General features: G+C 69.6%; 18 protein-coding genes. 10 read left to right on the top strand and 8 right to left on the bottom strand.

From position 1 onward, the window contains the following. Position 1 precedes the first annotated feature (1 nt). A complete protein-coding gene (locus tag ACTIMO_RS14040) occupies positions 2-1,810 on the bottom strand; it encodes an APC family permease (protein WP_055770672.1) in 1,809 nt (602 codons plus the stop codon). A 397-nt stretch (positions 1,811-2,207) separates the two neighbouring features. Here ACTIMO_RS14040 and ACTIMO_RS14035 point away from each other — a divergent pair, with 397 nt between their 5' ends. From ACTIMO_RS14035 to ACTIMO_RS14020, 4 genes are all read left to right on the top strand, one after another. After that, the gene (locus tag ACTIMO_RS14035; RefSeq protein ID WP_448182788.1) at positions 2,208-3,053 is read left to right on the top strand and encodes a hypothetical protein; all 846 of its coding nucleotides are present in this window, start codon (positions 2,208-2,210) and stop codon (positions 3,051-3,053) included. A gap of 138 nt (positions 3,054-3,191) precedes the next feature. Further along, a complete protein-coding gene (speB, locus tag ACTIMO_RS14030; protein WP_448182787.1) occupies positions 3,192-4,193 on the top strand; it encodes an agmatinase in 1,002 nt (333 codons plus the stop codon). Next, positions 4,193-5,884 carry a thiamine pyrophosphate-binding protein gene (locus tag ACTIMO_RS14025; RefSeq protein ID WP_448182786.1) on the top strand — a complete coding sequence of 564 codons (1,692 nt, stop codon included), beginning with the start codon at positions 4,193-4,195 and terminating at the stop codon, positions 5,882-5,884. The genes speB and ACTIMO_RS14025 overlap by 1 nt, the downstream gene beginning before the upstream one ends. Before the next feature lie 72 nt (positions 5,885-5,956). Next, positions 5,957-6,160 (top strand): hypervirulence associated TUDOR domain-containing protein, encoded by a 204-nt coding sequence (locus tag ACTIMO_RS14020; protein WP_422391264.1) that lies wholly within the window; start codon positions 5,957-5,959, stop codon positions 6,158-6,160. A gap of 52 nt (positions 6,161-6,212) precedes the next feature. On the opposite strand, the gene ACTIMO_RS14015 is transcribed toward ACTIMO_RS14020, so the two are convergent. Further along, positions 6,213-6,557, bottom strand: a complete 345-nt coding sequence (locus ACTIMO_RS14015; protein ID WP_055769577.1) for a DUF3140 domain-containing protein — start codon at positions 6,555-6,557, stop codon at positions 6,213-6,215. Positions 6,558-6,694: 137 nt separating this feature from the next. On the opposite strand from ACTIMO_RS14015, the gene ACTIMO_RS14010 reads away from it, so the two are divergent. Further along, complete coding sequence (locus ACTIMO_RS14010; RefSeq protein WP_055769579.1) at positions 6,695-7,234, top strand: hypothetical protein; 540 nt, start codon at positions 6,695-6,697, stop codon at positions 7,232-7,234. Between the two features lie 112 nt (positions 7,235-7,346). Here the strand turns inward: ACTIMO_RS14010 and ACTIMO_RS14005 are convergent, their stop codons facing one another. The 3 genes from ACTIMO_RS14005 to ACTIMO_RS13995 are packed head-to-tail and all read right to left on the bottom strand — an operon-like array spanning position 7,347 to position 10,478. After that, the gene (locus tag ACTIMO_RS14005) at positions 7,347-8,483 is read right to left on the bottom strand and encodes an FAD-dependent oxidoreductase (protein WP_448182785.1); all 1,137 of its coding nucleotides are present in this window, start codon (positions 8,481-8,483) and stop codon (positions 7,347-7,349) included. After that, on the bottom strand, positions 8,476-9,207 hold the full coding sequence (locus tag ACTIMO_RS14000; protein ID WP_448182784.1) for a class I SAM-dependent methyltransferase: 732 nt from the start codon (positions 9,205-9,207) through the stop codon (positions 8,476-8,478). The genes ACTIMO_RS14005 and ACTIMO_RS14000 overlap by 8 nt, the downstream gene beginning before the upstream one ends. Continuing rightward, the gene (locus tag ACTIMO_RS13995; protein ID WP_448182836.1) at positions 9,204-10,478 is read right to left on the bottom strand and encodes a type III polyketide synthase; all 1,275 of its coding nucleotides are present in this window, start codon (positions 10,476-10,478) and stop codon (positions 9,204-9,206) included. Before ACTIMO_RS13995 ends, ACTIMO_RS14000 begins: the two co-directional genes overlap by 4 nt. A gap of 5 nt (positions 10,479-10,483) precedes the next feature. On the opposite strand from ACTIMO_RS13995, the gene ACTIMO_RS13990 reads away from it, so the two are divergent. Beyond that, positions 10,484-11,431, top strand: a complete 948-nt coding sequence (locus tag ACTIMO_RS13990; RefSeq protein ID WP_448182783.1) for an SDR family oxidoreductase — start codon at positions 10,484-10,486, stop codon at positions 11,429-11,431. Between the two features lie 122 nt (positions 11,432-11,553). Then, a complete protein-coding gene (locus tag ACTIMO_RS13985; RefSeq protein WP_422391270.1) occupies positions 11,554-12,228 on the top strand; it encodes a hypothetical protein in 675 nt (224 codons plus the stop codon). Positions 12,229-12,335: 107 nt separating this feature from the next. Here the strand turns inward: ACTIMO_RS13985 and ACTIMO_RS13980 are convergent, their stop codons facing one another. Both ACTIMO_RS13980 and fdhA read right to left on the bottom strand, forming a co-directional pair. Beyond that, positions 12,336-13,034, bottom strand: a complete 699-nt coding sequence (locus ACTIMO_RS13980) for a transglycosylase family protein (RefSeq protein ID WP_448182782.1) — start codon at positions 13,032-13,034, stop codon at positions 12,336-12,338. 398 nt (positions 13,035-13,432) lie between these two features. After that, positions 13,433-14,650, bottom strand: a complete 1,218-nt coding sequence (fdhA, locus tag ACTIMO_RS13975) for a formaldehyde dehydrogenase, glutathione-independent (protein ID WP_055769592.1) — start codon at positions 14,648-14,650, stop codon at positions 13,433-13,435. A 207-nt stretch (positions 14,651-14,857) separates the two neighbouring features. Between fdhA and ACTIMO_RS13970 the strand changes: the two genes are divergently transcribed. After that, a complete protein-coding gene (locus ACTIMO_RS13970; protein ID WP_448182781.1) occupies positions 14,858-15,649 on the top strand; it encodes an SDR family NAD(P)-dependent oxidoreductase in 792 nt (263 codons plus the stop codon). Between the two features lie 17 nt (positions 15,650-15,666). On the opposite strand, the gene ACTIMO_RS13965 is transcribed toward ACTIMO_RS13970, so the two are convergent. Next, a complete protein-coding gene (locus ACTIMO_RS13965) occupies positions 15,667-16,179 on the bottom strand; it encodes a hypothetical protein (RefSeq protein ID WP_448182780.1) in 513 nt (170 codons plus the stop codon). 225 nt (positions 16,180-16,404) lie between these two features. Between ACTIMO_RS13965 and ACTIMO_RS13960 the strand changes: the two genes are divergently transcribed. Continuing rightward, positions 16,405-16,668, top strand: coding sequence for a YegP family protein (locus ACTIMO_RS13960; RefSeq protein WP_235498725.1), 264 nt, complete (start codon positions 16,405-16,407; stop codon positions 16,666-16,668). Positions 16,669-16,820: 152 nt separating this feature from the next. Continuing rightward, positions 16,821-19,661: an aconitate hydratase gene (gene acnA / locus ACTIMO_RS13955; protein ID WP_422391273.1), complete on the top strand. Its 2,841-nt coding sequence runs from the start codon at positions 16,821-16,823 to the stop codon at positions 19,659-19,661. The last annotated feature ends 103 nt before the right edge of the window (positions 19,662-19,764 follow it).

The raw sequence follows: 19,764 nt of genomic DNA, 5'->3' as shown, positions 1-19,764 counted from the left end.
CTCAGCCGACATGCACCCAGGGCCGCTTGGTGACATCCGGCTCGGCGCCGCGCAGTACCTCCCGGGTCACCGGGGCGATCTCGCCCTCGCCCGTGAAGAGGAACTTGAAGAGGTTCGCCACGGGATCGCCCTCCGTCCAGCGGAAGTAGACGTGCGGCATGAGGCCGGTGACGTCGCGGATGTGCAGCATGACGGCGGCGATCGTGTTGGGCACGTTCGAGCTGTGCACCTCCAGGATGCGGTAGCCATGGCGGACGACGCCGCGCACCCGCAGCTCGGTCTCGAAGTCGGAGGAGTCGTCGACGGTCACCTCGATGAACAGGGGCCTGGACGCCACCGGGAAGTGCGATACGGCGCAGGCGTGCTGGAGCTTGTGCCGGTATGCCGCGCTGCTCAGCCGCTTCGGCTCGTGGGCGATCAGGAGGATGTCGCCGTCGTCCTGTGCACTCACGAACGAGAGCGCGGCCTCGTCCATCCTGATGCTCGTGGCCCGCAGCTCGAAGGCGCGGCGTGACCGGGAGACGAACGAGATCACGATGATCCCGAGGATGAAGAACAGGGCGATCTTCAGGCCGTCGGGCCGCTCGATCATGTTCACCGCCGTCGTCAGGACGAAGACCACGGTGGCGATGCCGAACCCGAGGGTCAGGCCGCGCTGGTGCTTGCGGTGGGCGGACAGCGTCACGGCCACGGAGGCCGAGGTGATGAGGGCCAGGACGCCGGTGGCGTACGCGCCGCCCTGCGCCTCGACGTCGGCCCGGAAGAAGAACGTGACGATGATCGCGATGAGCGTGATGACCAGGACGAGGGGGCGGACGGCCTTAGCCCAGGCCGGTGCCATCCCGTAGCGCGGCAGGTAGCGCGGGACGAGGTTCAGCAGGCCGGTCATGGCGGAGGCGCCCGCGAACCAGAGGATGCTGATCGTCGAGATGTCGTAGACGGTGCCGAAGCCGTCGCCGAGGTACAGGTGCGCGAGATAGGCCAGGGCCCTGCCGTTCGCCGGACCGCCCTCCTCGAACGCCGCGGCCGGGATGAGCAGGGTCGTGACGAAGCTCGACGCGATGAGGAAGCCGCTCATGATGAGCGCCGCGGATGTGAGGAGCTTGTGTGCGCCGGCGATCCGACCGGCCGGGTCCTCCTCCGTGTCGCCGGGCCTGCCGTCGATCTGGGGCATGACGACCACTCCCGTCTCGAAGCCCGAGAGGCCGAGGGCGAGCCGCGGGAAGATGAGGACGGCCAGGCCGACCATCACCAGCGGGTTGCCGTGCTGGGTGGTGAGCGCCGTCCACCAGTCGGTCACGAGGCCGTCCTGCGCCATGATCTGCCCGACCGAGACGACCACGACCACCAGGTTGAGGACGAGGAACACCGCGACGATCGCCACGGCGATACCGATGGCCTCGCGGAAGCCGCGGAGGAAGACCGCCGAGAGCAGCACGAGGAAGATCACGGTGATGAGGATCTCCTGGCCGTGCAGCCATGAGGGGGCGAACGGGTTCTCGACCAGGTGGGCGCTGGCATCGGCCGCCGAGAGCGTCATGGTGATGAGGAAGCTCGTCGCCGCGAAGCCGAGCAGCACGAGCACGAAGATCTTGCCGCGCCACTTCGGCAGCAGCTTCTCGAGCATCGCGATCGACCCCTCCCCGCGGGGGCTCTCCGAGGCGACGCGCTTGTACACGGGCAGGGCGCCGAACAGGGTCACGGCCACGAGGATCAGGGTGGCCAGGGGAGAGAGGACGCCGGCGGCAGCTGCCGCGATGGCCGGCTGGTACCCGAGGGTCGAGAAGTAGTCGACGCCGGTCAGGCACATCACCTTCCACCAGGGCTGCGTGCGCTCCGTCTCGGGTTGGTGCGCGGTGGGCTGGCTCGACTCGTTGAGGAGCCAGCGCTCGAGGTTCTTCCGGCCCTGATCGCGGGTGCGGGCGGGAGTCTGGAGGTGTACGGATGAGCTCACTGCATCACGGTAGGCCCGTGCGGGCGCTCATCGGGGCGTCTTGATGGATCCTTAACGGGTGGGTCCGGGAGCGGTCGTGCGGTGCGTCGCCCCGTCCCCCCGGTGGCAGTTCGGGGCCGCACCAGGATCGTCATTGAACTGGTGCCGGGCCGGGACCGGGAGGAGCATCGAGCCGCCGGAGCGGGCCTTGGTGTGGAATCGACGGACTGCCGCTCGTGGGTCCGCAGAGCGCGACTCACGGGGGACGACAACCATGAAGAACACCAGCCTGCTCACTCTCGCGCTAGCCGCAGCGCTCGGACTCGCAGGGTGCGCGGCGCCCGCCACCGAAGCAGGTCCGGGGACGACGGCGACGGCGACCACCTCCTCGGCGACGGCGACCACCTCCTCGGCGACGGCGACCACCTCCTCGGCGACCTCGTCCACCCCCTCCGCGACCTCGTCCGCGTCGCCGGGGCCGTCCGCGTCGTCCTCGCCGACCCTCCCTGCGGCCGGCGGGACCGGGGCTGCCTCCGCCACGGCGGCGCCCGAGGTCGGGCTCTCCCTGGCCGACCCGTCGTCATCGCTGTTCACGACGTCGGACGGACTGTATTCCTTCATGCTGCCGGCGGGCTGGACCACCACGCCCCTCGAGCCGAGCACCGCCCCCGACTACGGCGTCCCGCTCAGCAGGACCGCCTACAGCATCCTGGATGGCGAGGGCCGGGAGATGGCCGTCTTCGCGGGCGGAGTGCCGGGTGATGGTGCCGCCCTTCCCAGTCCCGGACACGTGCCGCTCGACGCCGAGGAGCTCCCCGCGCTGTCGGCGCAGGTCGACAAGGTCGAGCTTCCGGTGAGCTACGTGTTCGACCACTACAAGGATCCCGTCACCGGGGAACGGGTGTACCTCGCGCGGTACCATCTCGGCCCCGTCCCCGAGGACGGGCTCTACGGCGTGCCGCTCGGTCTGCTCCCGTTGGGGGAGAACGGGCTCGTCGTCTTCACCGCCACGTTCGGCACCGATCGCTTCCCCACCCCCGCGGACGCCGAGGCCTGGCTGGGCACGGAGGAGTACGCCGGGCTCCGCGGGATGTTCACCAGCCTGACCTACAACGGCTGACCGCACCGGGAGCGGATGCGTGCCCCGATCCGGACCGCATACCTTGACCGCCGGTGCCGCCCAGCAATAGCCTTATGCAAAACCTTTGATGCATATTGGGCAACTCCGCCGGGTGCGGGCCCGGATGGGACGGACACTGTGGAAGAACTGCGCGTCACGGGAGGCGGTCGGCTCGGACCCATCGACTCCTCCCGCATCCCCCGGTACGCGGGAGCGGCGACCTTCGCCCGCCTGCCCCGGCTCGACCAGGTGGACCGGGCGGACATCGCCGTCGTCGGCGTCCCCTTCGACTCCGGTGTCTCGTACCGGCCCGGCGCCCGCTTCGGCGGCAACCACATCCGCGAGGCCTCGCGCCTCCTGCGGCCCTACAACCCCGCCCTCGACGTCTCGCCCTTCGAGCGCGTGCAGGTCGCCGATGCCGGTGACATGGCCGTGAACCCGTTCAACATCGGCGAGGCCATCGAGACCGTGCAGCAGAACGCGCTGGACCTCACCGCCGACGGCGCCCGTCTGGTCACGCTGGGCGGCGACCACACCATCGCCCTGCCGCTCCTCAGGGCTGCCGCGGAGCGCGCGGGTTCGCCCGTGGCCATGCTGCACTTCGACGCCCACCTGGACACCTGGGACACCTACTTCGGGGCGGAGTACACGCACGGTACACCGTTCCGCCGGGCGGTCGAGGAGGGCATCCTCGACACCGAGGCCATCTCGCACGTCGGCACCCGCGGGCCGCTCTACGGGGTCCGCGACCTCGAGGACGACCGGCGCTTCGGCTTCGGGATCGTGACCTCCTCGGACGTCTACCGGAAGGGCGTCGACGAGATCGTCGACCAGCTGCGCCAGCGCATCGGGAACCGCCCGCTCTACGTGTCCGTGGACATCGACGTCCTCGATCCCGCGCACGCGCCGGGTACGGGCACCCCCGAGGCCGGCGGCATCACGTCGCGGGAACTCCTCGAGATCCTGCGCGGGCTCCGCGGGCTGAACCTCGTGGGCGCCGACGTCGTCGAGGTGGCCCCTGCCTACGACCACGCCGAACTCACCGGTGTCGCCGCATCCCATGTCGCCTACGATCTCGTCACCCTCATGGCCGACACCCTGACCCCCGCCACGCCCGCGCCGATTGCCGAGGACCACTGATGGAGATCACCGACGGCGCCGCCTCCGCGCCTCCCACCCGCCTCACCGGCCAGCGGAACGGCGGGGACCTCGTCGTCGAGACCCTGTCCGCCCTCGGCGCCACGACGGTCTTCGGCATTCCAGGACAGCACGCGCTGGGGCTCTTCGACGCCCTCTCGCGCTCCGACCTCCGGTTCGTCTCCTCGCGCGTCGAGAACAACTCGGCGTTCGCGGCCGACGGCTTCTCCCGGGCCACGGGCGACGTCGGTGTCCTCTTCCTCTCGACCGGACCCGGCGCCCTCACCTCGCTGGCGGGCCTGCAGGAGGCCTACGCGACCGGCGTGCCGATGGTCGTCGTCGCCAGCCAGATCCCCCTCGAGGGTCTCGGGGCCCGACGGAAGGGCATGCTGCACCAGCTCGACGACCAGAAGGCGTCCGCCGCGAACGTCACCAAGAGCCAGCGGCTGATCCAGCACGCCTCCGGTATCCCCTCGGCGATCCAGGACGCCTGGACCGAGGCCGTGTCCTCCCCCCAGGGGCCCGTCTGGATCGAGGTCCCCCAGAACGTGCTGCTGGACCCCGTGATGGTGCCACGGGTGGAGGACGCGCTCGCGGAACCGTTCGACAACCCGCCGCGCATCGAGCTCACCCGCGAGGCCCTGACGTGGCTCAGGGAATCCAGGCGCCCGGCCATCGTCGCGGGCGGCGGCGCGCGCCGTGGCAGGGCGGAGTCCTGGCTGCTGTCCATCGCCGAGAAGCTCGGCGCCCCCGTGGTGTGCTCGCCCGGCGGCAACGGCGCGTTCCCCTGGACGCACGAGCTGTCCCTGCAGTCGTGGGTCGAGGACCGCCACGTGACCGAGGTGCTCGAGGACGCGGACGTCCTCCTGGTGGTCGGATCGTCCCTGGGCGAGGTGACGTCGAACTACTTCACCCTGGAGCCGCGCGGGCGCATCATCCAGATCGATGCCGAGCCCCGCGTGCTGGAGTCCAACCGGCCGGCACTCGGGATCAGGGCGGACGCCGGGCAGGCGCTCGCGGCCCTCGACGAGGCGCTCGAGCCGCTGCCCAGGGACCGGGAGCCCGGGTACGACGCCGTCGCGCTGGTGGCCGATACCCTCGCCCGGGTCGCCGCACGGCTCGAGGGCCAGGACCTCGGCAAGGAGCTCGCCTTCATGCGGGATCTCCGCGAGGCCGTCCCTGCAGGGATGCAGACCTTCTGGGACATGACCATCTCCGCGTACTGGGCCTGGAGCTGCTGGGACGCGCGTGAGGGTCAGTTCCACTCGGCCCAGGGTGCCGGCGGTCTCGGCTTCGGCTTCCCCGGCGCGATCGGCGGTGCCGTGGGGCTGGAGTCCCGTGGCCTGCCCGCCCGCGTCCTCGCGGTCTCCGGTGACGGGTCCGCCATGTACTCCATCGCGGAACTCGCCACCGCGCGGCAGCACGACATCCCGGTCACCTGGCTGATCGTCGACGACGGCGGCTACGGGATCCTCCGCGAGTACATGGAGGGGGCCTTCGGCAAGGCGACGGCCACCGAACTCGCGCGGCCGGACTTCGTGGCGCTCGCCGAGTCCTTCGGGGTGCCTGCGCGACGAGTGGGTCCGGAGGGGATCGGCGAGGCGCTGCGCGCGAGTCTCGCAGGCGAGGGGCCGAACGTCGTGGTCGTGGAGACGCTCATGCGGCTGTTCGCACCCACGCATCTTGATCAGTAGGCTTCCCTTTTCCGCCGGGTGGTGGCAGTGTCGGAGGCACTGCTCGAACCACGGCTCCGAGGAAGGAACGCTATGACATTCAGCAAGGGCGACAAGGTCACCTGGAACACGTCGCAGGGCGAGACCGAGGGCAAGGTCGTGGAGAAGCACGACGAGGAATTCACCTTCGACGACCAGAAGTTTAAGGCGTCGAAGGACGAGCCCTACTACACGGTGGAGAGCTCGAAGTCCGGCAAGCAGGCCGCGCACAAGGAAAGCGCGCTGTCGAAGAAGTAGCCGGCCGCCACACGCGAGGGGGCTCCGCTTCGGCGGAGCCCCCTCGTGTGTCTCACGTCAGGGGATCGTGGCCCCAGTTCATCAGCGAGTAGCGCCACTTGGAGGACTCGATGTCCTCCTTGGACGGCTCCTGCGCGAGATGCCGGTGCACGTAGCCGACCACCTTGTGCATGTGTTCGACATCGTCCGTCGTGAGGTCGTCGCGCTTCGTGTTCAGGATGTCGATGATGCGCTTGCCGGACTTGTGCCCCACCGATTCGACGGCGCCCGATTCCTTGTAGCCGACCGCCTGGGACTCCTCGGTGTCCAGCCAGGTCGTCAGCTGCGAGGCGCTCATGTTCACCGCGTCCTTCCACTGCGGCCAGATCTCGTCCAGGTCATTCGCGTCGTCAGCCATCAGCAGTCCGCCTTCCGTAGCAGTTCCGGGAGAATGATCACACCCCGCCGTTATTCGGGAGCTTCCGATAGCTTATTCCTAAGCATGCTGATAAATGTAGAGGGTAGGTCGAACCAACACCGAAGGAGCTTCACATCATGGCAGGAAACCTTTTGGCACGATCCGCCCACGATCTCGGTGCCGCAGCCTGGTTCGGCGGGACCCTGATGGGCGCCGTCGGACTCAACGGTGCAACGGGCAAGGCGAAGGACCCCAAGGAGCGCACGCGCCTCTCCGCCCTCGGCTGGGCCAAGTGGACCCCGGTGCAGGTCGCCGCGTTCGCCGTGCACGCCGTCGGCGGCATCGGCCTGATCCTCGGCAACAAGGGCCGCGTCGCGTCGCAGGACTCGGTCGGATCCAACACGGTCTGGAAGTCGATCGTCACGCTCGCCGGCATGGCACTCTCGCTCTACTCCGGCATGCTCGGCAAGAAGGTCGGTGAACTGTCCGAGCAGGGCGGTGAGGGCGCGACCGAGCCCCGTCCCGGTGCCAGTGACGAACTGGCCAAGGCCCAGTCGCAGCTCAAGACCACCCAGTGGCTGCTGCCCCTGATCAGCGGCATCGTCGTGGTGATGGGTGCGAAGCAGGGCGAGATGCAGCGCCCCACGAACGTCAAGAAGGGCCTGCTGAAGAAGTAGTCCCGGACACCGGAAACCCCCGCACCTGGACGTCCACCCCGTGGTGGGCTCGTCGCTGGTGGCGGGGGTTTCGCCGTCTGGCAGCCGGTGATGCCTCCGGCCGCACGGGCGCCTACTGCATGGTGAAGGCGCGCGCCACGCCCGTGTGCACGGCGTCGTTCCGGATGAGGGCGGCGAGGACCGCATTCCGGGGGCGCAGGAGAGGCCTGGGCAGCGGACGCCCGAGGGCCATGTTGAGGTGTGCCTTCCGTCGGGCGAGCGCGGCCTGGGCGCGGCGCTCCTTCTCGTACTCCGCGAGCCGCGCGCCGACGTCGTCCCCGTCCCTCAGCGACGCCGCGATGATCGGGACGAGCCGCACCGCGTCGAGCCAGCCGAGATTCATGCCCTGCCCGCCGATGGGGGAGACCTCGTGTGCGGCATCTCCGACCAGGACCGTGCGGCCCGCGACGAAGCGCTCGGCCAGCCGGGACTGCACCTCGAAGGCGCTCAGCATCGAATGGGTCGTCGCGTCGACGGCCACACCCGTCCGGTCGCGGATCAGGGCCGTCAGATGCTCCGCCGTGGGACGATCCACCGGCGACCCGAGGCGCACCACCCAGCGCCGGATGCCTCCGGGCAGGGGGAAGGACTCGACGATCCCTCCCGTCTCGAGGTACAGCACGGCGTCGTGGCCGTCGTCCGTCCCGTCGAGGAAGTCCCCCATCACATAGCAGTCGGGGTAGCGGCGGGAGGGCGCGCGGATGCCTGCGCCGTCCCGGACGGAGCTGCGCGCCCCGTCCGCAGCGACGATGATTCTTGCCTCGAGCACGATGTCCTCGCCCTGGCTGCGGACGACCGTGCGCACGTGGTCGCCGTGGTCCCGCGAGGAGAGCACGGCGACGCCGCGTCGCACGGTACCGGGGAACTCCTCCTGGAGCCTGCGCTCGAGGATCTCCTCCGTGACGGCCTGCGGGACGGCCAGCACGTACTTCTCCTCGCCGGGCAGGGTCGAGAAGGAGACGGTCCCGACATGGCGACCGGCACTCCTGGCCACCCCGTCCCGGATGAGCACGCCCCGTGTCCGCAACTCCTCGGCGATCCCGCCGGCAGCGAGGGCGCGGAGGGCGGGAGGATGGATGCCGATGGCGCGGGAGTGGCTGCTGCGGTCCGCGCGCCGTTCGAGGACGACGGCGTCGAGCCCTGTCTGCCGGAGTAGCAGCGCCGTGTAGAGACCGACCGGTCCGCCTCCGACGACGATCACGTCATGCATGCCGCACCCCGGGGGTCGTGGCACGACGGTCGAGGACGAGCCGGTTGATGAAGGGGGCGGCGGTCCGCACGGTCCAGGCCGGCCGGTCCGCGACGGCCGCGCGCAGCTCCTCCGGCGTGTAGCTCCGGCGGATGGAGGTGAGCCCGTCCTGCCGGATGTAGGAGCCTGGCAGCGGGAGCGTGCCCACCGAGAAGAGGGCGTAGCCCACGGGATGCCGGGCGATGTCGCTGTGGATGGCCACGCGCCGCGCCAGCTGCTCGGTGTCGTCGATCAGGCCCCGGAACTGCGCCGGATCGAGGTGGTGCAGCACGTGGTTGGAGACGACGGCGTCGAAGACAGCGCCCTCGGCGACGAGTTCGTCGCTGAGGGCCCGGCGGAAGGACAGTCCGCGGATCGGCGGCCTCGACGTCGCATAGGCGTGCGCACGCGCGTCGGGATCGATGGCGGTCACCTCGAGGGGGATGCCGTCGAGCGCAGCCCAGCGCGCCAGCGCCCGGGGGACGTCACCTCCGCCGGAGCCGATGTCGAGCAGGGTGTTCGGCCGCTCCGTCGCGAAGGCGGGTCGCAGCACCTGCGTGTACGTGCGGCGCCAGCCGGAGACGGCCGCGTTGACGACACCGAACTGCGCGTAGGTCCGATCGAGAATGGCCGGATCGCAGTCGGGCCGGTCCATCTCCTCGATGGCGTGCGGGTCCCGCTCCGCGAGGAAGCCGCGACGGTTCATGCGCCCGCTTGGGTGAGGATCGGTTCCAGGTCGGCGGGGACGTCCGCGTCGTCGGGTGCGAGGCCCACCGAAGCGCCGTCGACCACGGCGCCCGTCCCCGCGTCGGAGCGGGTTGCGCCGATCCTCGTGAGGAGGGCCGTCTCGACGGTGAGTCCCGGACCGAAGGCCATGGAGCAGATGCGGTTGTTGCCGTCCGAGGCAGGCTTCTCGAGGATGTTCTTCAGGACGAACATCACCGTGGCGCTGCTCATGTTGCCGTAGTCACGCAGGGTCTCGCGCGCGGGGACGAGCTGCTGCTTCGACAGGCCGAGCTTCGCCTCCACCTTGTCGAGGATGCTGCGGCCGCCGGGGTGGATGGCCCAGTGCTCGATCTCCGCGTAGTCGAGCCCCTGCAGCGAGGCATCGCGCGCCAGCAGTGGCTCGAGGGCTCCGACGATGTGCTCGTCGATGATGTGCGGCACATAGGTGCCGAGCACCATCTCGAAGCCCTCGTCGCCGATGTTCCAGGCCATCGATTCCTCTCCGACGGGCGTGAGGACCGTCTCGAAGTGGTCGAGGGTGAGCGCCGGACCGTCGAGCGGGAGGTCCCGTGCGGAGATGATGGCGGCCGCCGCGCCGTCCGCGAAGAGGGAGGAGCCCACGATGGTGTCGGGGTTGTTGGAGGACCGCACATGCAGTGAGCACAGTTCCGCGGAGATCACCAGCACCACGGCCTCGGGATCCGCCTCGCAGAAGGCCTTGGCGGATCGGAGGGCAGGAAAGGCCGCGTAGCACCCCATGAAGCCGAGGTGGTAGCGCTGGACGGACGGCTTCAGGTCGAGGGCGCGGACCACCTTGTAGTCCGGCCCCGGTGCGAAGAACCCGGTGCAGGAGACGGTCACCACGTGGGTGACGTCCGACGCTTCGATCCCGGTGGCGGCGTCGAGCGCCTTCCGTGCGGCCTCGACGAAGAGTCTGGTCCCCTCTGTCGCGTAGACCTCGTTGCGGGTCTTGGTGCTGGGGCTGAGGATGCGGAGCTCCTCCCGGTCGAAGAACACCGGGTCCTCGAACGTCTCCTCCAGCGTGAGCTCCCTGACCGCGGTGTACCGGGTCTCGATCCCCGATGAGTCGAAGGCGGCCCCGACGAGGCGCTGTCCCAGCCGGGTGAGGCCGGGCTGGGCTGCGAAGACGTCGCGGACCTCGGGCTGCACCATGATCGTGTCGGGTACAGCGGTTTCAAGGGATCTCAGGATCACTGTCATAGGTCCATTACTAGAGGACTGACGCGACAAATTCAATGACAGTAGGCTTAGTGTTCACCTCGGCCACCATCGTCAGGAGCACCATGGGCAACGATCCGTCAGGCACCCTCGACCAGAAAGATCCGCGGGGCCCCGTCACGGACGCCTCCACGGAACTGCAGGAGTACCCCGGCTTCACGGAGCGCATGGATCCGCGCCCGGACCACGGGGAGGACAGCTACGCGGGGCACGGGCGCCTCGCCGGTCGCAGGGCCTTCATCACCGGCGGTGATTCCGGCATCGGGCGGGCCGTCGCGCTCGCCTTCGCCCGCGAGGGCGCCGACGTCGCGATCGGCTATCTGCCCGAGGAGGAGGAGGACGGCGCGAGTTGCCTCGACCTCATCCGCGCGGAGGGCCGGACCGCGCTCGCCGTTCCCGGTGACCTGCGCGACGAGGCCTACGCACCGTCCGCGATCGTTACCGTCCTGGCCGGCCTCGGGGGTCTCGACATCCTCGTGAACAATGCGGGCTTCCACATCGCGCAGCCGAACGGCCTGCCCGACATCGATGCCGACCAGCTGCGCCGGACGTTCGAGACCAACGTCTACGGCACCGTCTGGCTGACCCAGGCGGCGTTGCCGCACCTCACGGAGGGCGCCTCGATCATCAACACCACCTCGGTGCAGGGGTACCACCCGTCCACCAGCCTCATGGACTACGCGGCCACGAAGGCTGCGCTCAACAACCTGACCTTCAGCCTCGCCGGCCTGCTGGGGGAGCGCGGGATCCGGGTCAATGCGGTGGCGCCGGGTCCGGTCTGGACACCGCTGCAGCCCGCGACCACCACGAGCGAGAAACTCGAATCGTTCGGCGAGGGCACGCCGCTGGGCCGCATGGGCCAGCCGGCCGAACTCGCCGGAGCGTACGTGTTCCTCGCGTCCAACGACGCCCGTTACGTCTCCGGCGAGATCCTCGGGGTGACCGGGGGCAAGCCGCTCGCCTGACGTGAGCACCTCTGCGGGGAAAGCCCGGCCGGGACCAAGCCGGAGCCGCGTGTGCGCCGAATCACAGCTACCAGCGCCGGAGGCATGACGTCCGGCCTTCGGCTGACATGGATGGGTTGAGCGTGAAACTCCTGACTGCACCACCCCGCAGGCACCGCACGGCCCTGTTCGCCGTGGCCCTCACCGCGTCCCTGGCGCTCGCGGGCTGCGGGGGCGTCGAGGAGAATCCGCTGGGCGTCAATACGCCGACGGCGGGGCAGGCTGCCCCTGCGGACCAGGGCACGCCCGGCGACGGTGCGCAGGCCGCGCCCGTGCTGAACGACCTCGGGGACGACCCGCTCAACGTGGGGATCGACGGGGCGGAACTGTGCGGCGTGCAGCCCGACGACAGCCGCCTGAGGTACACGGTGATGCTCCACAACCCGACGCTCGAGACGTTCACGTTCGGGGAGATGAAGCTCGGTGATCCCCAGGGCCTGAACATCCTCTCGTCGATGGTGCAGACCGCGAACAGGGAGGGGCACCATCACCCGTCCCCGGACGGCGGGGCGCATGGGGAGCACACGGCGACCCCGGAGCCGACGGCCACGCAGGAGCCGATCGGGCCGCCCGTCCCTGCGGCCGGATACCGGTTCGAGCCCGATGCCCACGTCAACATCATCGTCACGGTCGAGCTCGCCGAGGGAGTCACCCACGGCAGCGCGGACAACATCCTCGTGGCCTTCTCCACCCCCGACCGCGACTACTCGGTGGCCCACAACCTCAAGATCGACGTCGACGCCAGCTCCTGCAGCTGACCTACGCCCGGAACGCGGAAAAGCCCCCGACTCCAGAGGAGCGGGGGCTTTCTCGTCGACCTGGGCCGGGCGTCCATGGCATGGACGCCCGGCGGCGGTCGGCCGGACTAGGCCGGGAGCTGCAGGACGTGACCGGTGAAGATCAGGTCCGCGTGGATGACCGTGTCGGTGTTTGCGGCGAAGAGTGCCTGCCAGCCGCCCTCGACGCCGAGCTTGTCGGCGATGGTGCTGAGGGTGTCACCGGACTGGATGGTGTAGGTCTCGCCGCTCAGGGCGACGGGAGCCGCGACCGGAGCCTGGGCAACGGGTGCCGCGACCGGTGCCTGGGCAACGGGTGCCTGGACGACCGGTGCCTGGGCAACGGGCGCCTGGGCAACAGGGGCCTGGACGACGGGCGCCTGCTGGAGCTGGACGGGGGCGGGGGCCGGAGCGGCCTGCGCCGGGATGCCGCCTGGGTTGGCTCCACTGTTCAGACCGAGCTGGGCCGAGCAGGAGGGCCATGCGCCCCAGCCCTGGCCTGCGAGGACATTCTCGGCGACGGCGATCTGCTGCTCGCGTGAGGCGTTCTGGGGTGCACCCTGGCCGCCGAAGGCTGCCCAGGTGGAGGGGGTGAACTGCAGTCCGCCGGAGAAACCGTTGCCGGTGTTGATGCCCCAGTTGCCGCCGCTCTCGCACTGCGCGAGCGCATCCCAGTCGCTGGCGGGGGCGGCGTTGGCTGCGCCGGCTGCTGCACCGAGGCCGAGGCCGGTGAGTGCTACTGCTGCGAGCCCACGACGGGCGCTGGTGCTGAAGGTTTGTGTATTCATGGGGTGACGATGCTCCGAAAGGCCACCCGCACTAGGTCCGTCCCCGGACTTCTTCGCGCCGCTGCTCACCTTGACTGTATAGAGGTCAGGTTCGGCAGCCGCCTGTTGAGCAACGAGCGGTGGAGGGGCGGCGCCGGGCATAGATCGCTGCTCGATTTTCGGCAGCTTTTTCGCTTCCCCGGACGGGGAACTCCCTCCACCGTAAAGTAATTTTCATTCGTTGCCAAACCGGTACGGCGTGGCGCTTGACATCGGTTCAAAATAAGGGAAAGAAGCTGGCCCTCATGAGGATCCTGTGCAACACTGTGGCCCCTCCATCGCCGCGGGGCAGGGGAGAGGCCCCGGATCCGTGATCCGGGGCCTCTCCGGAACCAGTGGGGACGGGACGTCCCGGCTGGTCAGGCCGCTACGTAGCCGTGAGGATCGAGGACGTACTTCGTGGCGGCCCCGGCGTCGAACTCCTCGTAGCCGCGGGGTGCCTCCTCGAGGCCGATCGGCTTGGCGTTGACGGCCTTCGCGATCGAGACGCGGTCATGCAGGATGGCCATCATGAGGCCCCGGTTGTACTTCATCACCGGGCACTGCCCCGTGGTGAAGGACAGGGACTTCGCCCAGCCCGTGCCGAGACTGATCGACAGCGAGCCCACCTTCGCGGCGTCGTCGACCGCACCCGGATCGCCGGTGACGTAGAGGCCGGGGATGCCGAGGGCGCCGCCCGCCGCGGTGACGTCCATGAGGGAGTTCAGGACCGTCGCGGGAGCCTCGGTGGACGACCCCGAGCCGTGTCCCCGTGCCTCGAAGCCCACGGCGTCCACGCCGCAGTCCACCTCCGGCACGCCGAGCAGCTGCTCGATCTGGTCCCGCGGGTCGCCCTTGGAGACGTCGACCGTCTCGCAGCCGAAGCTGCGGGCCTGTGCCAGCCGGTCCTCGTTGAGGTCACCGACGATCACGACGGCGGCGCCGAGGAGCTGCGCCGATGCCGCGGCAGCCAGCCCCACGGGCCCCGCCCCGGCGACGTAGACGGTGGAGCCGACGCCGACGCCCGCGGTGACGGCGCCGTGGAAGCCGGTGGGGAAGATGTCGGAGAGCATCGTCAGGTCGAGGATCTTCTCGAGTGCCTGGTCCCGGTCCGGGAACTTCAGCAGGTTCCAGTCCGCATACGGCACGAGGACGTACTCCGCCTGGCCGCCGACCCATCCGCCCATGTCCACGTAGCCGTAGGCGCTGCCCGGCCGGTCCGGGTTGACGTTGAGGCAGATACCGGTCTTCCGCTCCTTACAGTTGCGGCACCGGCCGCAGGCGATGTTGAAGGGGACCGAACAGATGTCGCCCTTCTTGATGAATTCGACATCACGGCCCACCTCGACCACCTCGCCCGTGATCTCGTGGCCCAGGACGAGGTCGGCGGGCGCCGTGGTGCGGCCGCGCACCATGTGCTGGTCCGATCCGCAGATATTGGTGGTGACGGTCTTGAGGATCACGCCGTGGTGCACCGAGCGTCCGACATTGGCCGGATTCACCCCCGGTCCGTCCTTCAGCTCGAATGTGGGGTAGTCGATGTCGATGACCTCGACCTTCCCTGGTCCCTTGTACGCAACAGCTCTGTTACCGCTCATGGAACATCCTTCTTCCGTGGTGTGCTCAGTGCACCCGGAACCCCGGGTGCCGGAACCGTTCGCCTCGCTGGGCCGCGCGGCACCCGGTAGTGCCGAACCTACACGTCGGGGGGTCGCACGGACGTTGCATGGGCCGGTGCGCTCCCCGGCCGGTGCGGCGGGCCGGCCCCCTTGTCCGCGCGGATCATCCGGGAGAGGGTGGGAGGCATGACCGACACCGTGCTCATCACCGGCGCCACCTCGGGGATCGGGGCCGAGTTCGCCCGTCAGTACGCGGCGCGCGGCTGCGCCCTCGTGCTCGTCGCGCGCGCCTCCGGCCCCCTCGAGGACAGCGCGCGTGAGCTCCGCACGCGATGGGGGGCCGACGTCGAGACGATCGCCGCCGACCTGCTCGACGACGACGGCCTGGCCCGGGTGCTGGCGCGGCTGGGGGCCGGGCGGCGGGATCCCGGCTCAGCCGAGGACGAGGCCCCTGGTCCCGTGTCCGTGCTGGTCAACAACGCCGGCTACGGACTGGTGCGCCCGTTCGCCGACAATCCGCTCGACGACGAGGTGCGCCACCTCCGCATCCACGTGGAAGTGCCGCTCGCCCTCGCCCATGCAGCGCTGCAGTCCATGCGCCCGCGGGGCGCGGGAACCATCATCACCGTCGCCAGCGTCGCCGGGTTCACGCCGAGGGGCACCTACGGCGCAGCGAAGGCCGCGATGATCAGCTTCAGCAGGTGGGCGAACCTGACCTACGGGCCCGAGGGGATCCGCGTCACGGCCGTCTGTCCAGGGTTCGTGCACACCCAGTTCCACCAGCGCATGGGCGCCGACAAGAGCAGCGTCCCCGGGCCCCTGTGGCTCGACGCCGGACTCGTGGTCCGCGAGGGGATCCGGGACGCGGAAGCCGGCAGGGCGGTCTCCGTCCCCAGCGCGCGCTACAAGGTCATCACCACCCTGGCGAAGGTGGCGCCGTCGTCCCTCGTCGCGCGGCTGGCGCAGCGAGGGCGGTAGCGCAGCCGACAGGCCGCTCAGCCCGCGGAGCCCCCGCTGTCCCAGCGATCGGGCTCGGCCGCCGCGTCCTCCGGGTGGCCGTCCTCGGCGGGGTCGTCCGGCGTGCCGTCGCCGTTGAACGCTGCCGGTACCGTCCCGGCGCTGTGCGTTCCCTGCTCGTCGCGGATACTCGCCGACCGATGCGCCGACCCACCCGCGGACGGGTCCAGCACCGCCTCGCGCCGGTCCGCGTCGGGTCGGCCGTCGTTGCCGCCGCCGTCGTAGCCGCTGCCGGCTGATCCTTCACCAGGTCCTTCACCAGGTCCTTCACCAGGTCCTTCACCAGGTCCTTCACCAGGTCCTTCACCGGATCCGGCGTCGTCGGCCTGCGTCGGTGCGCCGGTGCCGTTCCCCGGCTCGGTGATGCCCGTGGGGGACGGCGCCGCCGACTCCTTCTCGCGCGGCGGGACAGGGGCGGCAGGGCCGAGGGGATGCTCTGCGGGAAGGATTGCGCCGTCGGGGTGTCCGGCGGAACTGCTCGGCTCGGTCATGATGCTCCTTCTGCGGACCGCCCTTCGCCGGGGCGTCCGCCCGGGTCGTCGGAAGTGTGGGTGGCATCGGGAACACTACGTGAGGGAAGCCACCCTGTGCAGGAGTGTGTCGCCGATGTCCAGCCCCTGAGGTGCCGGGGATCCGGGCTCGAACCCGAACGGTCGGTAAGTATGCTGAGGAGTGGGGTTCGCAGAGTGGCGAGCCCCGTACAGGGAGGTAGGACGATGGCTGGGTACTTCAAGCTGGTTGATGCGCATGACGACGGGTACAGGGTGAAGCTGACGGCCCCTGACGGTACGCTCGTCGCGGTCTCCACCTTCTACGCCTCCAAGGAGGAGGCGATCGCGGGGATCGAACTCATCCGCGAGATCGCCGGCACGGGACCGATCGTGGATCACAGCAGGGACGAGTCACCCGATCAGGACGAACTCTTCCTCGGCCTCCAGGCGGCATCGCGGCGGAGCGACGCCGTCCCGCACGACGCCTGACGTCTTCCCCGGGACGCCTGCTGCCGTCCCGCACGGCGCCTGACGTGATGGGCGGGTGGGGCCGGGCGACACGGTGTACGACTGTATACATTGACGCCGGTCGTGGAATAGGATGGAGGTATTCCACCATCTCTCTGAAGGGAGCCGACGTCATGACGACTGCGGACTCATTCGGCGCGAAGGGCGTACTCGATGTCGCCGGCGCTGACTACGAAATTTTCAGGCTCAGTGCCGTCGAGGGCGCCGAGAACCTCCCGTTCAGCCTCAAGGTGCTTCTCGAGAACCTGCTCCGCACCGAGGACGGTGCGAACATCACCGCGGATCACGTCCGCGCCCTCGCGCAGTGGGATGCGGCAGCGGAGCCGAGCACCGAGATCCAGTTCACGCCCGCCCGCGTCATCATGCAGGACTTCACCGGCGTCCCCTGCGTCGTCGACCTGGCGACCATGCGCGAGGCCGTCGCCGATCTCGGGGGAGACCCGAAGCGGGTCAACCCGCTGGCTCCCGCCGAGATGGTCATCGACCACTCCGTGCAGATCGACGCCTTCGGCAACGCCGGCGCCCTCGAGCGCAACATGGAGATCGAGTACCAGCGCAACGGCGAGCGGTACCAGTTCCTCCGCTGGGGCCAGACGGCGTTCGACGACTTCAAGGTCGTCCCGCCGGGCATGGGGATCGTCCACCAGGTCAACCTGGAGTACCTGGCCCGCACGGTCATGACCCGCGAGATCGACGGCGTCCTCCGGGCGTACCCCGACACCTGCGTCGGCACCGACTCGCACACCACCATGGTCAACGGCCTCGGGGTACTCGGCTGGGGCGTCGGCGGGATCGAGGCCGAGGCAGCGATGCTCGGCCAGCCCGTCTCCATGCTCATCCCGCGCGTCGTCGGCTTCAGGCTCACCGGTGAGATCCCTGCTGGCGCCACCGCCACGGACGTGGTCCTCACCATCACCCAGATGCTGCGCAAGCACGGCGTGGTCGGCAAGTTCGTCGAGTTCTACGGCGAGGGCGTCGCGTCCGTGCCGCTCGCGAACCGCGCCACCATCGGCAACATGAGCCCGGAGTTCGGCTCCACCGCCGCCATGTTCCCCATCGACGACGTCACCCTCGACTACCTGCGCCTCACCGGCCGTCCGGCGGAGAACGTCGCGCTGGTGGAGGCCTACGCCAAGGAGCAGGGTCTCTGGCACGATCCCTCGCGCGAGATCCGTTTCTCCGAGTACCTCGAGCTGGACCTCTCCACGGTCGTGCCCTCGATCGCCGGACCGAAGCGCCCGCAGGACCGCGTGGAACTCTCGAAGTCGAAGGACCAGTTCCGTGAGGACCTGCGGAACTACTCCAACGATCCCGACCTGGCGTTCGCCCCAGGCGGTACGGTCGACGAGTCCTCGCAGGAGAGCTTCCCCGCGTCGGACTCGCCGAGCTTCACCCCGGGAACGACGTCGTCCGTCACCGACGAGAACGAGGAACCCCGCGAGACCGTCGGAGCGGGTGCCCCGTCGACCCGGCCGTCGAAGAAGGTCGCGGTCACCATGAAGGACGGCCGCGAGTTCGAGCTGGACCACGGCGCCGTCAGCATCGCGTCGATTACCTCCTGCACCAATACGTCCAACCCGTCGGTCATGCTCGCCGCCGCGGTGCTGGCGCGCAACGCCGTCGAGAAGGGCCTCGTGTCCAAGCCATGGGTGAAGACGTCCGTGGCCCCCGGGTCCAAGGTCGTCACCGACTACTACGAGAAGTCGGGCCTGATCCCGTACCTCGAGAAGCTCGGTTTCTTCACGGTGGGTTACGGCTGCGCCACGTGCATCGGCAACTCGGGTCCGCTCGAGGACGAGATCTCGCAGGCCATCCAGGACAACGACCTCGCCGTCACCGCCGTCCTGTCCGGTAACCGCAACTTCGAGGGCCGCATCAACCCGGACGTCAAGATGAACTACCTGGCGTCGCCGCCGCTGGTGGTCGCCTACGCCCTGGCCGGCACCATGGACTTCGACTTCGACAACGAGCCCCTCGGCCAGGACGAGTCCGGCACCGACGTGTTCCTGAAGGACATCTGGCCGAACCCGGTCGAGGTCCAGAAGGTGATCGACGAGTCGATCGACGAGGACATGTTCACCTCGAGCTACGCCACGATCTTCGAGGGCGACGAGCGCTGGCAGTCCCTGCCGACGCCGGCCGGCGACACCTTCGCCTGGGACCCCGAGTCCACGTACGTGCGGAAGCCCCCGTACTTCGAGGGCATGCAGCGCGAGGCGAGCCCGGTCGAGGACATCGCCGGCGCCCGCGTGCTCCTGAAGCTCGGTGACTCGGTCACCACCGACCACATCTCGCCGGCGGGTTCGTTCAAGTCGGACACCCCGGCCGGGCGCTACCTCACCGAGAAGGGCGTGCAGCGCAAGGATTTCAACTCCTACGGCTCCCGCCGAGGCAACCACGAGGTCATGATCCGCGGCACGTTCGCGAACATCCGCATCAAGAACCAGCTCCTCGACGGCGTCGAGGGCGGGTTCACGCGGGACTTCTCGCAGGCCGATGCGCCGCAGGCCGCCGTGTACGACGCCGCGGAGAACTACCGCGCCGCGGGTACGCCGCTCGTGGTCCTCGCCGGCAAGGAGTACGGCTCCGGTTCGTCGCGTGACTGGGCGGCCAAGGGCACCGCACTGCTCGGCGTCAAGGCCGTCATCGCCGAGAGCTACGAGCGCATCCACCGCTCCAACCTCATCGGCATGGGCGTGCTGCCCCTGCAGTACCCCGAGGGGCAGAACGCCGCATCGCTGGGGCTCACCGGCACGGAGACCTTCGCCGTCTCCGGTGTCACCGAGCTCAACGAGGGCCGCACGCCGGGCACGCTCCACGTGACCGCCACCCCGGCCGAGGGCGGCAGCGCCGTCGAGTTCGACGCCGTCCTGCGCATCGACACCCCGGGCGAGGCGGACTACTACCGCAACGGCGGCATCCTGCAGTACGTGCTGCGCCAGCTCGCGAGCTAGCGTCCGCGCGGCCCGGGCCGGGAGTCGTCCTCCCGGCCCGGGCCGTCCGCAGGGCCGCCGGTGTCCTCGGCCCCACTCCCATCCGAACCTTCCAGCCGACCCG

The organism is Arthrobacter sp. CP30 (assembly GCF_053470025.1).
This window is presented reverse-complemented; position numbering and strand designations above follow the sequence as displayed.